The 19,206-nt window shown below is 52.7% G+C and carries 21 protein-coding genes; 16 read left to right on the plus strand and 5 right to left on the minus strand.

All coding sequences use genetic code 11. The features are described from left to right. Nucleotides 1–8: 8 nt before the first annotated feature. Genes CPA50_RS03125 through CPA50_RS03135 form a run of 3 tightly spaced genes read left to right on the plus strand, consistent with a single transcriptional unit; the run spans nt 9 to nt 1,228 of the window. Nucleotides 9–392 carry a DUF2750 domain-containing protein gene (locus CPA50_RS03125; protein WP_096781004.1) on the plus strand — a complete coding sequence of 128 codons (384 nt, stop codon included), beginning with the start codon at nt 9–11 and terminating at the stop codon, nt 390–392. A gap of 33 nt (nt 393–425) precedes the next feature. Next, nucleotides 426–866 carry a thioredoxin TrxC gene (gene trxC / locus CPA50_RS03130; RefSeq protein WP_096781005.1) on the plus strand — a complete coding sequence of 147 codons (441 nt, stop codon included), beginning with the start codon at nt 426–428 and terminating at the stop codon, nt 864–866. 14 nt (nt 867–880) lie between these two features. After that, the gene (locus CPA50_RS03135) at nt 881–1,228 is read left to right on the plus strand and encodes a thioredoxin family protein (protein ID WP_096781006.1); all 348 of its coding nucleotides are present in this window, start codon (nt 881–883) and stop codon (nt 1,226–1,228) included. A 162-nt stretch (nt 1,229–1,390) separates the two neighbouring features. Here CPA50_RS03135 and CPA50_RS03140 read toward each other — a convergent pair whose 3' ends face one another. Both CPA50_RS03140 and CPA50_RS03145 read right to left on the minus strand, forming a co-directional pair. Continuing rightward, a complete protein-coding gene (locus CPA50_RS03140) occupies nt 1,391–2,911 on the minus strand; it encodes a class I adenylate-forming enzyme family protein (protein ID WP_179397144.1) in 1,521 nt (506 codons plus the stop codon). 32 nt (nt 2,912–2,943) lie between these two features. Next, nucleotides 2,944–4,020, minus strand: coding sequence for a C4-dicarboxylate TRAP transporter substrate-binding protein (locus tag CPA50_RS03145; RefSeq protein WP_096781008.1), 1,077 nt, complete (start codon nt 4,018–4,020; stop codon nt 2,944–2,946). Between the two features lie 186 nt (nt 4,021–4,206). Here CPA50_RS03145 and CPA50_RS03150 point away from each other — a divergent pair, with 186 nt between their 5' ends. From CPA50_RS03150 to CPA50_RS03160, 3 genes are all read left to right on the plus strand, one after another. After that, complete coding sequence (locus tag CPA50_RS03150) at nt 4,207–4,386, plus strand: hypothetical protein (RefSeq protein ID WP_096781009.1); 180 nt, start codon at nt 4,207–4,209, stop codon at nt 4,384–4,386. A gap of 184 nt (nt 4,387–4,570) precedes the next feature. Then, complete coding sequence (locus CPA50_RS03155) at nt 4,571–6,052, plus strand: esterase/lipase family protein (protein WP_096781010.1); 1,482 nt, start codon at nt 4,571–4,573, stop codon at nt 6,050–6,052. A gap of 107 nt (nt 6,053–6,159) precedes the next feature. Further along, on the plus strand, nt 6,160–6,858 hold the full coding sequence (locus tag CPA50_RS03160; RefSeq protein WP_179397145.1) for a crotonase/enoyl-CoA hydratase family protein: 699 nt from the start codon (nt 6,160–6,162) through the stop codon (nt 6,856–6,858). A gap of 8 nt (nt 6,859–6,866) precedes the next feature. Here CPA50_RS03160 and CPA50_RS03165 read toward each other — a convergent pair whose 3' ends face one another. Next, nucleotides 6,867–7,694: a zinc-dependent peptidase gene (locus tag CPA50_RS03165; protein ID WP_096781012.1), complete on the minus strand. Its 828-nt coding sequence runs from the start codon at nt 7,692–7,694 to the stop codon at nt 6,867–6,869. Nucleotides 7,695–7,889: 195 nt separating this feature from the next. Here CPA50_RS03165 and CPA50_RS03170 point away from each other — a divergent pair, with 195 nt between their 5' ends. From CPA50_RS03170 to CPA50_RS03200, 7 genes are all read left to right on the plus strand, one after another. Continuing rightward, nucleotides 7,890–8,090 (plus strand): DUF1656 domain-containing protein, encoded by a 201-nt coding sequence (locus CPA50_RS03170; RefSeq protein ID WP_096781013.1) that lies wholly within the window; start codon nt 7,890–7,892, stop codon nt 8,088–8,090. Between the two features lie 7 nt (nt 8,091–8,097). Beyond that, the gene (locus tag CPA50_RS03175; protein ID WP_096781014.1) at nt 8,098–8,958 is read left to right on the plus strand and encodes an HlyD family secretion protein; all 861 of its coding nucleotides are present in this window, start codon (nt 8,098–8,100) and stop codon (nt 8,956–8,958) included. Nucleotides 8,959–8,971: 13 nt separating this feature from the next. Next, entirely contained in the window at nt 8,972–11,020 is a 2,049-nt protein-coding gene (locus CPA50_RS03180) for an FUSC family protein (protein ID WP_096781015.1), read from the plus strand. Between the two features lie 23 nt (nt 11,021–11,043). After that, nucleotides 11,044–12,075: a threonine aldolase family protein gene (locus CPA50_RS03185; RefSeq protein ID WP_096781016.1), complete on the plus strand. Its 1,032-nt coding sequence runs from the start codon at nt 11,044–11,046 to the stop codon at nt 12,073–12,075. 183 nt (nt 12,076–12,258) lie between these two features. Then, nucleotides 12,259–13,515: a dicarboxylate/amino acid:cation symporter gene (locus CPA50_RS03190; protein WP_096782311.1), complete on the plus strand. Its 1,257-nt coding sequence runs from the start codon at nt 12,259–12,261 to the stop codon at nt 13,513–13,515. Nucleotides 13,516–13,575: 60 nt separating this feature from the next. Then, entirely contained in the window at nt 13,576–14,016 is a 441-nt protein-coding gene (locus tag CPA50_RS03195; RefSeq protein ID WP_096781017.1) for a MaoC family dehydratase, read from the plus strand. A 39-nt stretch (nt 14,017–14,055) separates the two neighbouring features. After that, entirely contained in the window at nt 14,056–14,730 is a 675-nt protein-coding gene (locus CPA50_RS03200) for a spermidine synthase (RefSeq protein WP_096781018.1), read from the plus strand. 26 nt (nt 14,731–14,756) lie between these two features. Here the strand turns inward: CPA50_RS03200 and CPA50_RS03205 are convergent, their stop codons facing one another. Further along, nucleotides 14,757–15,611 carry a PA4780 family RIO1-like protein kinase gene (locus CPA50_RS03205; protein ID WP_096782312.1) on the minus strand — a complete coding sequence of 285 codons (855 nt, stop codon included), beginning with the start codon at nt 15,609–15,611 and terminating at the stop codon, nt 14,757–14,759. 285 nt (nt 15,612–15,896) lie between these two features. On the opposite strand from CPA50_RS03205, the gene yeiP reads away from it, so the two are divergent. The 3 genes from yeiP to CPA50_RS03220 are packed head-to-tail and all read left to right on the plus strand — an operon-like array spanning nt 15,897 to nt 18,452. Continuing rightward, a complete protein-coding gene (yeiP, locus tag CPA50_RS03210; protein ID WP_096781019.1) occupies nt 15,897–16,463 on the plus strand; it encodes an elongation factor P-like protein YeiP in 567 nt (188 codons plus the stop codon). A 30-nt stretch (nt 16,464–16,493) separates the two neighbouring features. Next, nucleotides 16,494–17,666 (plus strand): YbfB/YjiJ family MFS transporter, encoded by a 1,173-nt coding sequence (locus tag CPA50_RS03215; protein WP_096781020.1) that lies wholly within the window; start codon nt 16,494–16,496, stop codon nt 17,664–17,666. 3 nt (nt 17,667–17,669) lie between these two features. Further along, complete coding sequence (locus CPA50_RS03220) at nt 17,670–18,452, plus strand: hypothetical protein (protein WP_096781021.1); 783 nt, start codon at nt 17,670–17,672, stop codon at nt 18,450–18,452. On the opposite strand, the gene CPA50_RS03225 is transcribed toward CPA50_RS03220, so the two are convergent. Next, the gene (locus CPA50_RS03225) at nt 18,449–18,901 is read right to left on the minus strand and encodes a winged helix-turn-helix transcriptional regulator (protein WP_096781022.1); all 453 of its coding nucleotides are present in this window, start codon (nt 18,899–18,901) and stop codon (nt 18,449–18,451) included. The genes CPA50_RS03220 and CPA50_RS03225 overlap by 4 nt on opposite strands. Nucleotides 18,902–19,206 lie beyond the last annotated feature (305 nt).

The raw sequence follows: 19,206 nt of genomic DNA on the forward strand, positions 1-19,206 counted from the left end.
TGCAGATTATGACTGATGAGCAGTTGACGAGCGTACTCGAAATGAGCGGCGAAGAGCGATACGACTACTTTCTGAGCCAGGTGATGGAAGAGCGGGAAATCTGGATACTCGTCAATGGGGATAGCCGGTTTTTGACAATCATGTCGGAAGACGATGGGCTGGCACACCTGCCAGTCTGGCCCAGTTCTGAATTTGCCGTAGCCTACGCCAAAGGTTCGGATGACCTGTCTCCGAAAAGCATCTCATTGCCCGACTTCTTCAAGAAGTGGGTGCCAGGTCTGTCGAAAGACGGTCTGCAGGTGGGTGTGTTTCCAGGCCTGGACAAAACGGTGTGGATAACCGAAGCGGATGAACTGAAAAAAGATGTGCAAGACGAACTTTCCAGTTTTTAGACTGGTCGATTCAACATGCTGTGAGGTGAAGTCATGAGTGATGACGTTAAACATGTAGTCTGTCCTCATTGTAACAAGACAAACCGTGTGCCAGCGGATCGTGTGACAGCGGGAGGGAATTGTGGTGCCTGCAAGCAGCCGTTATGGCCAGGGGGAGTGTTGGAGCTGACCTCGCAGAGCTTTTCCGCCCATACGGGGAACAGCGACTTGCCCGTGCTGGTGGATTTCTGGGCTAGCTGGTGTGGCCCCTGCAAAATGATGGCGCCACAGTTCGAGCAGGCGGCAGCGGGCTGGCGGGGCAAGGTTCGGTTTGCCAAGCTTAATACTGAAGAGCATCCGGGCCCTGCCGGGAAATACAGCATTCGCAGTATTCCGACATTGATTCTGTTCCGGAATGGCCGTGAACTGGCGCGCCAGAGCGGAGCCATGAATCAGGGCCAGATAAACCAGTGGCTGCAGAGTAACGGGTGCTGAGGGTGCCAGGTTGCATGCTTGCGATATGCAGCGAAGAGGCGTTGGTGAAACTGGTAAGTACGAGTAGTGCGGTCCTTGTATTGTATGGTGGAGAAGGTTGTGGGGTCTGTCAGGCAGTTAAACCCCAACTGGAAAAGCTGGGGCGGGACGAGTTTCCTGAACTGGTGATGCTCTATGTGGATTGTCAGGCATCCGCGCCTCTGTGTGCTGCCCGTGGTATTTTTTCCTTGCCAGTGATTCATCTCTGGTTTGAAGGCCAGCGTTTTGGTGAGTTTGCCCGAGTGTTTTCCATTGGCGAAGTTCGAGCTGCACTGGAACGGCCGTACAGGCTGGCAATTCAGCAGGGCGCCGCTGGACAGTAAATGACCTGGTCACTTAACGGTCATATTTGCCGGACGCCCGTTTTGACTGGCTTGGCCTTGCTTGTCCCGCACCTTTTCACAAAGTTATCCACAGAATCACGGGATAAGTTATCTGCGCTCTGGTTCTGTTTGGTCTGTCAGAAGGTATTGCTTTTCTTCCGACTATTCGGGCGGAGCTATCGCTGAGCCTCTGTTCATAGCGGCATCACGGGCTTCGCGCCGTAAAACTTTGCCAACAGGACTGCGAGGAAGTGCCTTGACCAGGTGGATGTATTTGGGGGTTTTGACCGGGCCTGCCAGTTTTTTGCAGTGGGACATTAATTCCTCGGTGGATGCCGTTTCCCCGGTCCGAAGTTCTACAGATGCTTCCAGCCGTTCTCCCCAATAGTCATCAGGCACGCCAAAAACAATAGAGTCTGACACGGCAGGATGCTGGGCGAGTACCGCCTCTATATCAGCTGGATAAACATTAAACCCTCCGGTGATCACTACATCCCGGATACGACCTTTGATAAAGAGAAATCCATCGCTATCAACCATGCCCAGATCCCCGGTGTGTAACCAGCCATCGCGAATGGTTGCTGCTGTGGCTTCCGGCATCTCCAGGTAACCATCCATGAGCAGTGGGCCTCGTCCACAAATTTCTCCCAGCTCATTGTCAGGAAGGCATTGTCCATCAGGATCCAGAATGCCGAGTTCTGTCATTGGTCCTGCTTTCCCGACAGATGTGAGACGTTCACCCTGGAGTTCGTTGGCTGTGCCCGCTGCCAGCATCATAGGGGCTTCAGTCTGACCGTAAATGGCTTCCACAACCGGCCCGAATAGCTTCCGGGCCTCCAGTAAGCGAGCAGGAGAAGCAGCTGCGCCGCCCCAAATCAGATGCTGAAGAGAGGCCACGTTCCGAGGGGAGCTTTTTTGCTCATCAATCAGCTTGTAAAGCAATGTAGGTGGTACCCATGTTGCGGTAATCTCCTCATTTTCAATCAGATCGAGAAGGCTTCCGGGGCTTGAGTCTGCTGTCATTACAACAGCTCCGCCAGAGGCCAGTATGGGGAGAATAAATGCGCCTGCGGCATGGGTCATTGGTGCTGCACAGAGATAACGATCTTCGGAATTCAGGTCGAACTTGAGTAACAGGCTGTTTACCATCGTATTGACACACTGAAACGACTGCATAACCCCTTTTGGTACGCCAGATGACCCTCCTGTAAACTTGATGCCACTCATGTCCTTCAGTTCAGCTTGCCACTCGGGTGCTTTCCCTGCGTATTTCTGTTCGAGAGCTACCATTGCCCTTGCATCATCTGAATCTGCGCCTGCCACAAGAACCGTTCCATCAAAACTCAGTACTTTGTCCAGGTAGGCCTTGTGAACTATCAATACATCAGGCTTAACAAATGAAACCTGCGCATCAAGTTCGTGGGCCGTGTTGCGTATGTTTAAAGGCACCACTACTGAACCACTGGCATGGATGGCCAGCAAAGCTACCAGCATTTCCAGGTCGTTTGGCCCGAGCATGGCCACTATCGGGCGCGGTTTTCCAGCAACAGCCTGAATGCCGCAGCCCAGGGCATCGCTACGCACGCCAAGGGTGCGATATGAACAGCGAATGTCCCCATCAATTGCGGCAGTGGCATCAGGAGAGCTCAACACTGTTTTATGCAGGAAATTAATCGGGAACATTGCGTCTCCAAAGTAGCTATTGATTGGCCTGTTCACTTTCTTTCCCATGGGTAGCCGTCGCTATTGAGCTCATCCCGGTATTTCCTGAGAAGTATCTGATAGTCATTCCAGATTTCCTGTCCATCAAAGCCAGCTTTGTTCATATCGTCGACCCAGCCTTGTATATATTTTCCGGAGTAACTCATCAGTCTTGATCGTTCTTGTTCGGACCAGTGAATCACCTCTACCTTGTTTCCAAGTTCACCGGTAGGCAGTTTTTTCTCTACGTCCATGTTTTCTTTAATGACGTTTTCTGCGTAGAAATCGATCATTTCGCTCCCAACCGATCGCATCAGATTCTGTTGCTGCTGGGTTAATTCATCCCAAGCCCACTTGTTCATAACCATGGCCATTCCGGCTATCTGTCCCCAGTTAAGAGCGGTAACGCTATCTGCGACTTCTGCTGTTCTGAAAGCACGCATGGCGTAAAAATATCCTCCAGAACAATCTATAAGTCCTGTATCCAGTGCCTGATAAACTTCGCCGTAGCCAAAATTAACGAGGTTTGCGCCGAGGTCCGATAATATTTTTCCATACAGGGCTGATGCGCGAATTTTTTTACCTTTAAAATCATCCAGGGATTTTATTCTGGTATCACCCTGGCATTCGAACTGAAGGGATGTTGTCGTGTAATTGGTGATATACACAACTTCATTGTCAGAAAAGGCTTTTTTCATTTGATCGTTGGTTGTCATAAGATCGTACATGGCCCGCATTCCGACCCAGGCGTCAGATTCGGTAACCGGTATGTCGCCAACGCTCAGAACCCGCATTTTTTGGGGATGATAGGCCGAGTGAACGGTTCCCAGGTCAGCAGTACCTCCGGCAACACCTTCCAGAATGGAACCATACTTCATTAAAACACCACCCCAGTGGACATCTATACTCAGTTCGCCATCAGAACGACGGTTTATTTCATTTACAAAGTGGTTTAATGCTTCTGCGCGAACGCCCCGGTTTGGTGTTCCCTCCGCATAGCGTAGGTTCATTCCTGCAAGAGCGTTTCCTGCAATTAATGATGTAAACAATGTAAGTAATATAATTAAATTTATTTTTTTATTTGTTTTCATTATATTGCTCTCGGTTTTTCATGTGGGGTTTTTTATTGTTTGTTTAAGCTATTTCAATTATTTTTTTATAGCAAATATATATATTGTATATAGCCTATTCAGTCAGGGTATAGGGAGGTGCTACACTGAAAAGCATCATACTCATGCCCGGCGGGTACGAAAGCAGGCAGTCAGGGAGTCTTTATCGTGGGAACATTGTTGATAATCCTTGCCATTCTTTTATTGGCGCTGGTGATAATCCTGCCTCTTGTTGAGAAATATGCACCGAAGGGTGAGGAGCGCAGCTATGGCAAGCTTACAGGTTACATTTTGCCGCTGGCAGCCGTGCTGATTGTCGTGCAGATAGTCCGGTATTATTTTTTCTGAATATTACGGATAGCAGGTCTGTGATGATGGCTGAACGGGTTTTTTCCGTCAGCCTTTTTTACACTTCCGTTAAACCAGGCTTAGCCGACGCAACCCAAGTGCTCGCAGCTTCACCATAAATGGACTTCCGGAACGAATATCGCATGCGCACAGGGCAGGATCAGCCTGAAAGGAAGCATGCATCATGAGCCAGTTCCACCCCATCATTTATGTCCGTGGCTATGCCATGACCGACAGTGAAATCGCCGATACTGTATCCATGCCTTATATGGGCTTTAACCTGGGCGCGACAAAAGTACGTCAATCCTGGGATGGGGCTGTTTACAAGCAGGTCTTCGAATCGCCAATGATGCGTCTGATGAAGGATTACGGTTATACCGATGCCTTCTCAGATGGCGCTGAGATTGATAGGGATATTACCCGGAAAAGCGTCATTATCTACCGTTATTACGATCAGGCAGACAGAGATTTTGGTGAGGGGAAACCACTTTCCATTCCTGCCGCGGCTTTGCAGCTCCGGGATCTGATTCTCAATATCCGGGAGCGGTTATGCGGCGGTAACCCGAAACTGCTGGAAGAGTTCCGGGTGTCCCTCGTAGCACATTCCATGGGAGGACTGGTGTGCCGGTGCATGCTGCAGAATGACGGGATCAGTACCCCGGCAGTACGGGAAATGGTTGATAAGGTGTTCACCTACGCCACGCCACATAACGGTATAGAAATGGCCGGAATCAATGTGCCTTCGTTTCTCGGGCTCTGGGATATCAATAATTTCAACCGCGAAACCATGGCGGGTTATCTGGGGTTGGCTGGCAGGCCGGAGCGGGTGGATTCGCTGGATGGGAAGTTCAGCCCGGATCGGTTTTTCTGTCTTGTCGGAACCAATCAACAGGATTACGGGGCGGCCAAAGGGGTGTCAAAGTGGCTCGCCGGCAAGATGAGTGACGGCCTGGTTGCCATTGAGAATGCCAGTGTCCGGGGTGCTCCCAGAGCCTTTGTATACCGCAGCCACAGTGGCCCATATGGGATTGTTAACTCCGAAGACAGCTACCAGAACCTGGTGCGGTTCCTGTTTGGTGATGTCCGTGTCGATGGTGTGATGGATGTTGAGTCGTTGCCACTGCCACCGTCTGTTGAGAAGGCGAGGAGCGAGGGCAGAAGGGTCCGGGCGTCCTATTATTTTGAGGCCACTGTATCGCCCCGGGGCGCCCGCAGCTATCGGTTGACGGAGAGGCGCAGGGAAACCTTCAGTGCGGTGCTCCGGAAGTTTGATGAAATGATGAAACCAGAGCAGGCCGGCCTGGATTCGGCTCGTTCTCCTGTACTTTTTTCTACTTTTCTTGATAGCTCGAAAATCACAGTTGAGCGCGGGCGAACTCTGGTGATGACCGTTGACCTCGCTGTATCTGCAACAGATTACTTTGTTGATGGTGCATTGTGGACCGAGCACAGGGTGGAAGGTGAATATCTGTACCGGGACACGCTCACACTGAAAATGACCCCTTCCGGAGATGGCTGGAATCTGCGTTATGTCACCACGGACGAACAATGGAGTGAGCGTGGTGGGAGCAAGGCTGAGTTCGATGGCGACAGCTACCTGATCCCCTTGTCTTCAAAGAAAGGCTTTGGCGCTCAGTTGCGCATGACACTCAAGCACCGTAACTGATCAGTTACGGAAGAAACCGGCAGTCGGTGAAGAATGATTTGTGGCAGGAGGCATAAGCTGGCAAAGTTCTGCGAATTCAGATCTAACTCCACCGAGAGGAAATGCTGGTGACGAACTTTGTTGATTACTCGCTGAATGATGGTGTCGCAACAGTCGTTGTTAATAATGGCAAGGCGAATGCCCTCAGCCATGAGGTTTTTGAAGAGCTGAACAAGGCTCTGGATCAGGCCGAACAGGACAAGGCCGTGGTTATCCTGACAGGGCAGCCGGGTATTTTCTCCGGTGGCTATGATCTGAAGGAAATGCAGAAGGGCATGAAGGAAGCGGCTGCGCTGGTTACTGTTGGCTCAAAATTCACCCGTCGCCTGGCTGCGTTTCCGTTGCCGGTCATAGGTGCATGCAGCGGCCACGCCATCGCCAAAGGTGCCTTTATCATGCTGTCTGTGGATTATAGGATTGGTGTTGAGGGCAGCTTCAAGCTTGGGCTTAATGAAGTCGCTATTGGAATGACAATGCACCACGCGGGTATAGAAATTGCCCGGCACCGTCTGGCACCTGCCCATTTTTACCGCTCGGTTATCAATGCTGAGATCTATAACCCTGAGGGCGCAGTGTCCGCTGGTTTCCTTGATGAGGTTGTTGCGCCAGAGCAGCTTCTGAACCGCGCTAACGAACTCGCTCAGTCCTTCCGGAAACTGAACATGAGAGCGCATGCTCAGACCAAACTGAAAACCAAAGCCGGTTACCTGGAGCTGCTGGATCATTGCATTGAGAAGGATGCGGAGAACCTGGGCCTTACCGCATAACGGGCAAGCTAGCGCTGAGCCAGTTCTCCAGGATCTATTCTGTAGAAGTCGCAAAGCAGGCCATAAACTGCCGGCTGCTGTTCTTTCAGATGTTGTGGTTGCTGATAGAAGGTTTCTGTCAGGACAGCAAAGAACTCTGCGGGTTTTGTTGCGCCATAGGGGTCCAGCCAGCTTTTGCGGCGATACCTCAATGAATGCCGAAGGTTGTCATAGGCTATGGTCATGGTCTGCTGCCATTCCTGGGCTTGTTCTCCGCTCAGGGGTGGTGCGCCGTCTGCGGTACCGTCCAGATAGTCCAGCTGGTGAGCAAACTCGTGGAGGATCACGTTGTGCGTGGCTTCGGGGTGCATGGCTCCACTTTCACATTCCGACCAGGCCAGCACGACCTGTCCCAGAGAGGAAGCCTCTCCCGCCCGCACCTGATCGCTGACACCAACCACCATGCCGTCACGCTCCGGAGCCTGCACCCGGTAAACATCCGGGTAGACAAGAATGCTGCGAACTCCATCGTAATCTGCATATGAACGCATGACCGTCAGAAGGCATGCATGCCCGGCTACAGCTACCCGTACGCGATCATTCACCTCAAATCCGTCGCATCCGTAGAAATTCTTTTCTGTGAGGAACAGTTGTACCTGCTTCTCCAGGATCTTCTGAAGGTCTTTTGGCAACTGAGGGTACAGAGGTACGGTTGATCGCAGATGTTTTCGCCAGGCTCTGGGGAAGGGTTGTTTCAACTCACGTTCCCGGCGCCAGGATCTGTAGAAGAACAGATAGAAAATGGCTGAGGCGATGAAGGCAGCGGCGAAGACGGCAAATACAGTTGGGGACGACATCCTTTATAAACTCGCGGTATAAATATAACGTTCACTCTAGCATATACAGATTGGCCAATTGCTCCAGTGGCATCTATTATCAACCGCTTGGCAGCAAGTCGTTTGGTGTTTCTTCGGGGAGCGTGTTCTCTGCGCCTTCTTTCGGGGCTGAATTGACTGTGTGGCTGGGTCGCAAGCGTCGGTAGCAGGGGTGTTATGCTTCATGAGATGAGTATTGGTGGGATGTTGTTCAGCCCATTGCTGGTGATCGCGCCTCTGGCGTTTCTTCTTGCGGCTGCTACGCGAATGGCGCTGCATTATCTGGAACTGCGCCGGTATATCTGGAAGGAAGCCTGGTTTGATGTGGCTGTCTTCGTCTGTTATCTGGCGGCTATCGTTTATCTGTTCGGAGATTAGGGCTTTCATGGGAAAACCGGCGCGTATTGGGCTTACATTACTGGTGGTGGCTGCTGCAGTCGCAGCCGGAATCTGGGTATGGAATTACTATCTCTATTCACCCTGGACCCGGGATGGCCGGATTCGGGCAGATGTCATCACGATTGCCCCTGACGTTTCCGGTTGGGTGACGGGGCTGAACGTGAAAAATAATCAGGCTGTCAGCAAGGATGATCTTCTGTTCACCATTGATGATACACGCTACCAGGCGAAATCCGCAGAGGCCGGCGCCCGGCTGGTTCAGGAGCGCATAGCCTGGGAACTTGCCAGACATGAGTATGAAAACAGGCAGCAGGTGGCAGACCGCCAGTCCGTCAGCGAGGGGAGCCTGGAAACCTTCCGTATCCGTGCTGAATCCGCGAAAGCCAGTTACCAGCTTGCACAAGCCGAATTTGATACGGCGCGGATCGATCTGGAAAGAACAAAAGTACTGGCACCGGAAAGCGGCACAGTGAACAACTTTGCTTTGCGTCAGGGCAACTATGCCACCCGAGGGGAGGCTGCCTTGTCGCTGATCAAAAGCGACTCTTTTTACGTGACCGGGTATTTTGAAGAAACCAAACTGCAACGGGTGAAGGTAGGGCAGAAGGCCCGGATTACTCTGCTCTCCGGTAACGAGAAACTTACCGGAGAAGTTGTCAGTATTGCCCGGGGCATAGCTGATTCAAATACCCGCAGTGATAGTCAGATGCTGCCTCAGGTGCAACAGGCTTTTAACTGGGTGCGCCTTGCCCAGCGAATTCCTGTAGATATAGCCCTCGACCCGCTCCCGGAGGGTGTAAATATCAGCGCAGGTATGACAGTTTCCATTTATCTGGAAACCGAGTAACGGTGCTCCCTGTATGACGCTCCACCCGCTGCTGGCCCAGCTTCTGATGCCTGACAGGAGTGCTGTGATATTTGCCCTGAAAGGGGTGATCTCTGTGGCGCTGGCATTGTTTGTAGCTATGTACCTGCAGCTTGATCGCCCCTACTGGGCACTGGTATCTGCCATGTTTCTGCAGATCCGTCCGGAAAGCGGGCTGGTGACTGAAAAGGCTGTTTGCCAGATTCTGGGGTCGGTGGTGGGAGGTGCCGCGGGGATTCTGATTCTGGCGTTTTTCATGCCATACCCCTTGCTTGCTCTTGTCTGTCTTACGCTGTGGATCGGCCTGAATTCTGCAGCATCGTCCATGGTGCATAACCTCAACTTCATTTATGCCTTTGCCATGTCAGGAATGACAGCGGGTCTTGTGGTCTTGCTGGTGATGGCAACCTCTAACCTGGCAGATAGTCGTGCAGTGTTCGAAATCGCCCAGTCCCGTATCAGTGAAATCGCTGTGGGCGCTCTATGTGCGATGCTTGTCAGCCAGTTGCTGTGGCCTGTCACGGTTAAGGATAGCCTGCGCAGTCATGCCCGTGCTGTCATCAATAAAACCCTTGAATACCTCTCTCTCGAACTGGACCCGGACAGCACTCACGAGCAGCGTCACCAGCATGCCGATCAGATACTGGAGAACCTCGTTGCGCTGAACGACGATTCCAGCGCTGTCGCTTATGAAGGCCCCGAGGGGCCGGGGCGGAGCCGGGCGGCAAATCTGCTCTGTAACAAGGTGATGTCATTGCTGGCTGTTACACAGATCATGGGGCGTTTTCCGCGCAATCACCCGGATCTGGTTTCGCCGGCCTTCAGTAAATTGCTGGAAGACATGCGGGCTCATTTTATAAAGATCGCTGAAGCGGACAATTACGAAGCATCTTACCTGGAGGCCCAGGCGTTGAGGCGCGCTTTGCTTGAGCATAGGGCCGCCTATGAAAATGAAGCCGCTATTGTGATCCGTCTTACTCACACAGCCGCAGAGTTGGTGGCGGATCTGGCGATGGTATTACGGGCGTACAACGCGCTTGAAAACCGGGACCAGACACTGCTGAAAGCTTCCAGGCTGAAAACTCACCGGGATCCATTGATCGGTGCCATTAACGGTTTCCGGACAGCGGTGGTTTTCATGATCGGGGCAGTGGTATGGCTGAATACCGGCAGCCCTGCAGCCATTATGCTGATGATTATGCCGGTTGTATTTTCGGTGATGTTTGCCCGGTTTTCCCGGGTGGTACTGACCTCTATCTTGCGGCGGCTGCTACTGGGAGTTGTAGTCGCAATCCCGCTGAGTCTGTTTTTCGGATTGGGTCTGTTGTCGAGCAGTGGCGGAAACTTTGAGTCGCTGATGCTTATACTTGCTGGCCCTTATTTCGTCGCACTGCTGGCAATTGCAAACCGAAAAACCCTGCCTTACGGTTTGGGCTTGTGTATTCCTTTCACGCTTATTGTGCAGCCGGGCAACCATATGACTTTCAATATGGAAGTTGCGACCAGTAATGCTTTGGGGTTGTTTGTCGGGATCAGCATTCTTTACTGGGTATTCAAGCTGATTACACCACCGGACAGCCAGTTGATGCAGCGTCGTTTACTCAAGGCAACGGCCCGGGACCTGGTCGGCATAGACGACCAGCGCCGGCCGGAAAACTGGTTTAATGGCCGCATGGGGGAACGCCTTTTGCGGCTCGCCAATTATGATCAGGAGTCGGGAAATCCCAGTCGTACCATGACGGATCTGGGCTTTACCGGTTTGAATATTGGCCATATGTCTATCCGCCTGCGTCGGCGGATCAAGAATCATCGAAATACCGTTGTGGATGGCAAACTCGCAGAGTGGCAGCAGGTGCTGGCAGATACCTATCTGATGAGTGCCCGTGGCGATATGAACTCCCGGTTCAGGGAAGCGAGCGCCGGACTGTTGGGCGCTATCTATGATGCCAAAGCGCCGGATGCCCAGACAGCTACTATTGAGGGTATGTTCGAACGCATGGCCCTGACGTTTGAACGTACTGCCCGGACGTTTCACCAAGTTTAATCTGCCGATAAAGGAGTGTTGCCGTGTCACGATCGGAGCAGTTTGCCAGCGATAATTACAGTGGTGTGTGCCCTCAGGCATGGAAAGCGATGGAGGCAGCAAACCGTATGGATGAACCTGCCTATGGAGAAGATAGCTGGACGCAACGGGCTTCAGATGGGTTGAGGTCCTTGTTTGATACAGATTGTGATGTCTACTTTGTGTTTAATGGCACAGCAGCCAACTCGCTGGCTTTGGCATCCATCGGGCAATCGTTCCATAGTGTTATCTGCCATGAGCTGGCCCATATTGAAACTGATGAATGTGGTGGGCCGGAATATGCTTCCAACGGTGCCAAGCTCCTGCTGGGTGAAGGTGAAAACGGGAAGCTGACTCCGGAAAGTATTGAACATCTGGTCACCAAACGCAGCGATATTCATTACCCCAAACCCAAGGCGCTGAGTATTACTCAGGCAACGGAAGTCGGCACTATCTATACCCCTGACGAACTTCGCGCCATTCGTGTGCTGGCGGATCAGTACAAGCTGAATATCCACATGGACGGTGCCCGGTTTGCGAATGCTGTTGCGGCGCTGGATGTGCACCCATCGGAAATTACCTGGAAAGCGGGTGTCGACGTGCTGTGTTTCTCCGGAACCAAGAATGGTCTGGCTCTGGGAGAAGCTGTGGTGTTCTTCAATAAAGCCCTGGCCGAGGACTTTGAATGGCGTTGTAAGCAGGCGGGACAGCTTGCCTCAAAAATGCGGTTTATTTCCGCGCCCTGGTGTGGGTTGCTGGAGAATAACGTGTGGCTGGAAAACGCACGCCATGCCAATGCCAGTGCAAAGAGGCTTGCGGACGGGTTGGCTGGACTGCCAGGAATCAGGCTCAGGTATCCAAGGCAGGTAAACGGAGTGTTTGTAGAAATGCCCGAGGCCTTGCAAGCCGCGCTGCGGGCCAAAGGGTGGCGTTTCTACAACTTTATTGGTGGCAGTGCGCGCCTGATGTGCTCCTGGGCCACAACACCGGTGGTTGTTGATCAGTTTCTGGCAGATGTGCGCCAGTTGCAGTGCTGAGTTACGATGCCTGCGCCGGAATAACTCAATATGGCCCCAGTGAGAGCTCTGTGAGGGTCGCCAAAGAGATTGTTCCGGTTAGCGGTTTACCCGCCTGACGATTTCCACCACACTCTGCGTTATTCCCCGTCAGGAACTCTTAACTATGCTGAGGCGCACATCAATCTCATTGGAGGTGATCCGGTGAGGGCTCTGTTTCACCGCTATCTGAATACTTCTTTAATTCTGCGCGTAAGTATCGCCCTGGTGCTGGGTCTGGCAGTGGGGTTGATTGGTGGGCCGCAAGTTGCTGACTGGCTGGCGCCCTTTGGCGAATTGTTGCTACGGCTGCTCAAGTTTCTTATCGTGCCTATCGTGCTGTTCACGCTCATGGTGGGTGTCAATCAGGCCAACATCGGCAGCATGGGCCGGGTCGGCCAGAAACTTTTCGGGTTCTATGTTTTAACATCCGCGCTGGCCATTGTTGTCGGTCTGGTGGTTGCAAGTTTATTCGAGCCCGGAAGCGGGATGGCGCTCGATGAAGACGCAGACATAAACGTACCGGTAAACCCCGGGTTTGTGAGTGTGTTGCTGAACGTCGTCCCCGACAATATTTTTGCGGCGTTCACCGAGCTGAATCTGCTGGGTATTATTTTTATCGCCATTGTTTTTGGCATTGCGTTGCTTAAATTGCGGGAATCCGAGGCGCATGCAGAGCTTGGCGAGCACCTTTTCAAGGTTGTTGAAGCGCTTAATGAGGTCACGCTGAAGGTTATGGCTGGCGTGCTCCAGTATGTGCCCATAGGGGTGTTCGCGATTGTTGCCAAGACAGCGGGCGAGCATGGCATGGCCACTATACTGGCTCTGGGTGACATGGTGCTGGTGCTTTACATTGCGCTGGCGGCGCATCTGTTTGTGTACTGCATACTTATGCGCTTTTATGGTGTGGAAGTGCGGGCATTTTTTCGTGAAGCGCGTACGCCCATGGCAACAGCTTTTGCAACCCAGAGCAGTTCAGGCACCTTGCCGCTGACCCTGGATGCGGCACGGCGCCTGGGCATACCCAAACGGATATATGGCTTCAGTCTGCCGCTTGGTGCCACCATCAACATGGATGGTGCCGCAATCCGTATCGCGATTTCTGCAGTGTTTGCGGCCAATGTAGTCGGTGTGCCTCTGGATCTGATGACGATGGCAGAGATCGTTCTTATTGGCACACTTACCTCTATCGGGACGGCGGGAGTGCCCGGCGCAGGTATCGTAATGATTGCGACGGTTTTTGCCCAGGTGGGCCTGCCGATTGAAACCGTCGCGCTGCTGGTTTCCATCGATGCACTGGTCGGCATGGGGGCTACCGGCCTTAATGTGACCGGAGACCTGGTAGGCACTGCGATTGTTGCCCGTAGTGAAAGTAAATATCCGGTTGATACGGCAGTTGAGGGGGCGAAACCTGTTGGCTGAGCAAAGCCTGTGTTTTGATGTGTTAGAGTGCCTGCCAGAACGATCTCCGGAGAGCTGTAAGTGACGCACATTCGAAAACAGACCGTTCTAGGCCTCAGGGCTGGTGATGTTTTCAGGGTTACCCGGACATTTGCCGAGAGTGACACTCTGGCATTTGGCGAGATCAGCAGGGATATGAACCCGGTCCACTACGATGAACGCTTCGCCGCCGCCAAGGATTTTCGGGGCAAAATCTGCCATGGCTTGCTTGTCGGTGGCATGATTACCGAAGTGGGTGGTCAGATTGGCTGGCTGGCATCCGGAATGAATTTCAGATTTCGCCGCCCGGTTTATTTCGGAGATACCATTACCTGCGAGTTCACCGTTACTGACGCAGATGAGCGTAACCGCGCAAAGGCTGAAGCGGTGCTATCCAACCAGCATGGTGAGATTGTTATTGAGGCCTGGCTGACTGGCATACTTCCTGGTGCAGCGGAACGAGCCATCCTCGCGCAGAATTGACTTCCCTTGCTCTCCAGAATTCCATCCTAAGAGGTTTTTATGACTCGCTTTGAGTTACTTGGTACCGCGATTATTCCAGGCAAGGGTACAGAATTACGCCTGTTGCAACGAAATGATGAGTTTTCTATTCGTATTGCTGGCACCAGCGGTGAGCTGATGAATACCCGCCTGCATGGCTCTGAGGACGCCCTTGCAACCCTGGCGTGTGAGCGCATTGCGGACCATCCGGCACCAAAGGTGCTCATTGGTGGGCTGGGTATGGGCTTTACTCTGGCGGCCGCTCTGCAGTCTCTGGGAGACACTGCAGAGATTACTGTTGCAGAGCTGGTGCCAGAAGTGGAACAGTGGAATCTGGGGCCGCTGGGCAGTGCGGCGGGTTATCCGCTGAAAGACTCCCGTGCGCGGGTGCACATTGGTGATGTAGTGCAGCTGATCAAGGATTCGCCTGCCGGCTATGATGCCATTCTTCTGGATATAGATAACGGCCCCGAAGGCCTGACGCGTAAGGAAAATGACTGGCTATATACGCCTGCAGGAATTGCCGCAGCGCAGGAGGCTTTGCGGCCGGAGGGTATCCTTGCCTACTGGTCAGCAGGCCAGGATCCAACCTTTACCGAACGCCTGAAGCGTGCCGGGCTTTCTGCAGAGGCGGTGACTGTACGGGCTCATCGCCCCGGTAAAGGCGCAAAACATGTTATCTGGCTGGCCTGGTAGTTCGCCCGGAGTGACGGGGGCAGGTATTAGTCCTCGTCGTCTTCCTGCATGCGTTCCTGCCGGTCTCTTTCTTCCTCTTTTGCTGCGTCAATCACCGCCATAAGTTCGTCGACATCGGCACTGTGTGTGTCGTGTTCGAAACATCCGGTCAGTTTACTGTCTGGGTGCAGGTCGCCGCTCTCGTACAGCGCCCAGATTTCCTTGCCATAATCCGTAATCAGCAGATCAGGTGCGAATTTGGCAAAGTAGCGGCGCATGTTGTCCACATCCCGCTCCAGCATGCGCTCGGCGTTGTTGTTACCGGCAGCATTCACGGCCTGGGGCAGGTCGATGATCACAGGGCCATTGCTGTCTACCAGTACGTTAAACTCTGACAGGTCACCGTGAATAAGCCCGGCACTCAGCATCCGCACAATCTCGGCGATAATCCGTTCGTGATAATCCCTTGCCTGCTCCGGGGTGAGAGTGACATCGTCCAGACGCGGAGCAGCTTTGCCATCGGCGTCGGCAATCAACTCCATCAGCAGGACACCGTCAACAAAGCCCATGGGCGCAGGTACGCGCACACCAGCCTCAGCCAGACGGTACAGAGCATCCACTTCGGCATTGAGCCAGGCATCTTCCTGCTCTTTCTGGCCATAGCGGGTTTTTTTGCTCATCGCCCGGGCCCGGCGGCTGTTACGTACTTTTCGGCCTTCCTGGTACTCAACGGCTTGTTTGAAGCTCCGTTTCTGCGCTTCTTTGAATACCTTCGCACAGCGCACGTGATCGCCGCACCGCACTACGTAAACCTGGGCCTCTTTACCGCTCATAAGCTGGTAAAGCACTTCATCCACCATGCCGTCATCGACCAGGGGCTGTAATCTCTTGGGTACTTTCATAAAACCTTTCAAGTTAGCCGTAAGCGTGCCGACCATGCGAATTGCTCCGGCCTTGAGCCAGATGAGAGCAAATATGATGGTCACTATTAAGCATAGCTTACATCAAATTGCTATTTCTTATGTGAATCCGGTTATAGGGCCGGGAAGCTTTTTTCAGAATGACCTATAGTGTCCGCCTGCCCCGTATCAGCGGGGCTGATCTGCGGGTAGAATTGCCGGGTGTGAAACACGCCGGCTTATGCCCGGTATGAACGCGTTTACGGTATTGTTTCGGAGCTTTAAAAAATGCCTAGAGCAAATGAAATCAAGAAGAATTCTGCGGTTGAATATGAAGGCCGGGTTTATTTCGTAAAAGACATCGAGCGCTCTGTTCCTCAGGGGCGGGCCGGTGGCAGTCTTTATCGCATGCGTATGTACGATGTGGTCTCAGGAGCCAAGATCGACGAGACGTTCAAGGACTCCGATATGCTGAACCTCGCAGATCTTGTGCGCAGGCCAGCAGCCTTTTCCTATTCTGACGGTGATGAATATGTCTTCATGGATAGCGAAGACTTCACTCAATACAGTCTGAGCCGTGAAGCAATTGCAGATGAGTTGCTATTTATCACTGAAGACACTCAGGGCGTTATGGTGATTCTGGTCAGCGACGCGCCTGTAGCCCTGGCACTCCCGCCAACTGTAGAACTTGATATTGAGGAAACAGATCCTTCCGTAAAGGGGGGCTCAGCAACAGCTCGTACCAAACCCGCAAAAATGAAAACCGGGTTGGTGATTCAGGTTCCCGAGCATATTTCCACTGGCGACCGCATCAAAATCAATGTTGAGGAGCGTAAGTTTCTTAGCCGCGCCTGATCTGACGTTGCTCTGAGTTAGGGAAGCCCCGTGAAAACAATAGAAACAATAAGGGTGCTGGTGGCCAGCGTGATCACTGTAATGGTCACGGTCGGGGTCGCACGGTTCTCATACACGCCAATGATTCCTGAAATGATGGAAGCGCTTGGGCTGAGTCAGTCCGTAGTAGGCATGCTCGCGACAGTGAACTATGCCGGCTACCTTACGGGGGCGCTTCTTATCACCCGGATCAGCGATCTTGATCTCAAGGTAAAGCTGTATCAGCTTGGACTTGTTGTGGCGGTTGTCTCTACGGTTCTCATGGGGTACACCACCGAGATATGGTTGTGGTTTGTCCTGCGTTTTGTTTCCGGCCTGAGCACGTCTGCAGGTATGCTGCTTGGTGCGGGCCTGTTGATGAGCTGGCTGATCAAAAACAACGAGAAATCCGAACTTGGTGTTTTCTTTTCGGGTATCGGGTTGGGGATTGTTCTTACGGCAGTTCTCGCGGAGCTGATCAAAGGATCCTTCAGCTGGGATCAGCAATGGGTGATATACGGGCTTGTGGGGCTGGCGTTGCTGGTTCCCGTCTGGCGCTGGATGCCGGATTATCGTACCAGTGCCTTGCCGCGGACCGGAAGCGCTTCGGCCAGTGATGAGCGAAGCCATTTTGTCGTAATTTTGCAGTTGGCCTATTTCTGTGCCGGAGTAGGGTATGTGGTAACGGCGACTTTCCTGGTGGCCATTGCCGAGTCCATACCGACTCTCACTGGCCATGGCTGGCTGATCTGGCTTGTTGCTGGCCTTTCAGCCACACCGGCCTGCTGGCTTTGGGATGTGTTCACACGCCGGTGGGGGCAGTGGACGGCCCTTTACCTGGCCTATTCGCTTAATGCGGTCAGTATCCTGATGCTGATCATCAACACGAGCATGTTCAGTGTCATGCTCAGCGCCATCATTTATGGTGCCAGCTTTATAGGCATCGTCAGCATGATGCTGGCGATGGTTGGGCGGGAGTTTCCGGAAAATCCTTCCCGGCCCATGAGCCGGCTCACCTTCAGCTATGGTATCGCCCAGATGCTGGCGCCCGCTGTTGTGGGGTATCTGGCTGATGTTGAGGGTAACTACACAAATGGCCTGTGGCTTACATTATTGGTGATGGCGCTTGGTGTATGGGTGCTTCATCTTGCACGCCAGACCAAGAACAAGGAAGCGGAGCAGTAGTTCATGTCGATATCAGAAGGTGCGCAGCACTATGTCCTGATGCTGATTCCCAGTCTTTTGCGGGATATTGAAAAGCTGGGGCTGCGGCGAATTATTCGCACCTCTGATTTTTCTGAGCAGGAAGTAACGGCTCTGTATTTCAAGTTTGTGTCTGCCAAGCGTGTACTACCGGACGATCCGCTCGCAATCGGGCCTGCCGACTGGGAACACCTGCTCCATTGCGTGCGCGTGATGAGTTCGCTGGTGAGCCTGGCGACGACTGAAGACCTGGAAAGAGCTCGCGAGGCGGCGATCCGCCGTTATCTGCCTCATGCAAAAGAAAGCCTGAATAATGAATATGAGCAGATGCGCAGCGAGGGCAAAGTGGACTTCCGGCTCGCGGGTCTTCTGCGCGGAGGCCATGCGCCGGAAAACTCTGGTCAGGTTTGTCTGGAGGCTATCAGGCGCGAGCGGGAGCAGCGCGTCGAATCCATTAAATGTCTGAGTGCCGAGCATCTGACAGATCATGAAGCCTTTGTGGTGGAAGCTGCCAGAACTTACGTGCTGGCCCGCATCGATGATGCGCCAGAAGATTTTGGTATTCTGGATCTGGTTATCCGCCTTCTTGATTTGCTGCGGCTGGTGCTCGTTCTGGAGGCCCGTTCGATTGGCGGTGCCAGTGCAGTGTCGTCTAACTTCACGGTAGAAAATATTGTGCTTGGTATCGGCAATGCGCTTTACCGGAGTGAACTTGGCCTGCACCTGTCTACTCTGGGGCTGGCCCGGGTTAACAACCAGGCTCCTTAGAGCCCCGCATCTTTTACGCTTTCCATTACTACAAACGTACTCGTTTGCAGCACATGGGGCAGTGCTGAAATCTGTTCACCCAATACCTGCCTGTATTCTGCCATGTTGCGTGTCCGCACCTTCATCAGGTAATCGAAATTGGCGGCCATCATGTGGCACTGCTCAATCGCGGCAATCTGTTTGACGGCCTTGTTGAAGGCCTTCAACGCATCGCTGCTGGTATCACTCAGGGTCACCTGCGCGAAAGCAATGTGGCTTTGCCCCAGTTTGGTCTGATTCACCAGCACCGTGTAACCCGTAATGAACCCTTGCTCCTCAAGCCGCCGCATGCGTACCTGACACGGAGTTTTCGAGAGGCCTACACGAGAGGCAAGGTCGGTGATCGTGATCCGCGCATTCTTCTGTAATTCACGAATAATTGAGTGATCGATTCGGTCGAGTTCGTTCATGGTCTGGAGCCTTATACCTTTTTCGTACCTGATTTTTCCTGCTATTCCGGTTCTGAACTCCCGGCAAAGCCTGAGTTTGTTACTTTTGGGCAAGTCATCGATATGGACGCTATGCTTTAGATTGTAAGCGCCAGACGCTACAGGGTTTTCGATTGGTACAGGTTGATGATTAAGGTCATTTTACCTTAAGGGGCGTTATTGAGAAGGGTTTTTGTTGATTATTGTAGATTAATAAAGCCGTAATGGTATGCGATATGGGATTTTATAGTGAAACTGACTTTGTCGTTGTAGGTAGAATGCGAAAA

Source organism: Marinobacter sp. ANT_B65 (assembly GCF_002407605.1).
Classification (GTDB): domain Bacteria; phylum Pseudomonadota; class Gammaproteobacteria; order Pseudomonadales; family Oleiphilaceae; genus Marinobacter.

Coding starts and splice junctions, on each gene's coding strand:
- CPA50_RS03200 (WP_096781018.1), top strand. CDS start 14,056: ATGACTCGCTTTGAGTTACTTGGTACCGCGATTATTCCAGGCAAGGGT.
- CPA50_RS03170 (WP_096781013.1), top strand. CDS start 7,890: ATGCTTCATGAGATGAGTATTGGTGGGATGTTGTTCAGCCCATTGCTG.
- CPA50_RS03125 (WP_096781004.1), top strand. CDS start 9: ATGACTGATGAGCAGTTGACGAGCGTACTCGAAATGAGCGGCGAAGAG.
- trxC (WP_096781005.1), top strand. CDS start 426: ATGAGTGATGACGTTAAACATGTAGTCTGTCCTCATTGTAACAAGACA.
- CPA50_RS03155 (WP_096781010.1), top strand. CDS start 4,571: ATGAGCCAGTTCCACCCCATCATTTATGTCCGTGGCTATGCCATGACC.
- CPA50_RS03135 (WP_096781006.1), top strand. CDS start 881: ATGCTTGCGATATGCAGCGAAGAGGCGTTGGTGAAACTGGTAAGTACG.
- CPA50_RS03220 (WP_096781021.1), top strand. CDS start 17,670: ATGTCGATATCAGAAGGTGCGCAGCACTATGTCCTGATGCTGATTCCC.
- yeiP (WP_096781019.1), top strand. CDS start 15,897: ATGCCTAGAGCAAATGAAATCAAGAAGAATTCTGCGGTTGAATATGAA.
- CPA50_RS03165 (WP_096781012.1), bottom strand. CDS start 7,694: ATGTCGTCCCCAACTGTATTTGCCGTCTTCGCCGCTGCCTTCATCGCC.
- CPA50_RS03225 (WP_096781022.1), bottom strand. CDS start 18,901: ATGAACGAACTCGACCGAATCGATCACTCAATTATTCGTGAATTACAG.
- CPA50_RS03140 (WP_179397144.1), bottom strand. CDS start 2,911: ATGTTCCCGATTAATTTCCTGCATAAAACAGTGTTGAGCTCTCCTGAT.
- CPA50_RS03205 (WP_096782312.1), bottom strand. CDS start 15,611: ATGAAAGTACCCAAGAGATTACAGCCCCTGGTCGATGACGGCATGGTG.
- CPA50_RS03180 (WP_096781015.1), top strand. CDS start 8,972: ATGACGCTCCACCCGCTGCTGGCCCAGCTTCTGATGCCTGACAGGAGT.
- CPA50_RS03175 (WP_096781014.1), top strand. CDS start 8,098: ATGGGAAAACCGGCGCGTATTGGGCTTACATTACTGGTGGTGGCTGCT.
- CPA50_RS03145 (WP_096781008.1), bottom strand. CDS start 4,020: ATGAAAACAAATAAAAAAATAAATTTAATTATATTACTTACATTGTTT.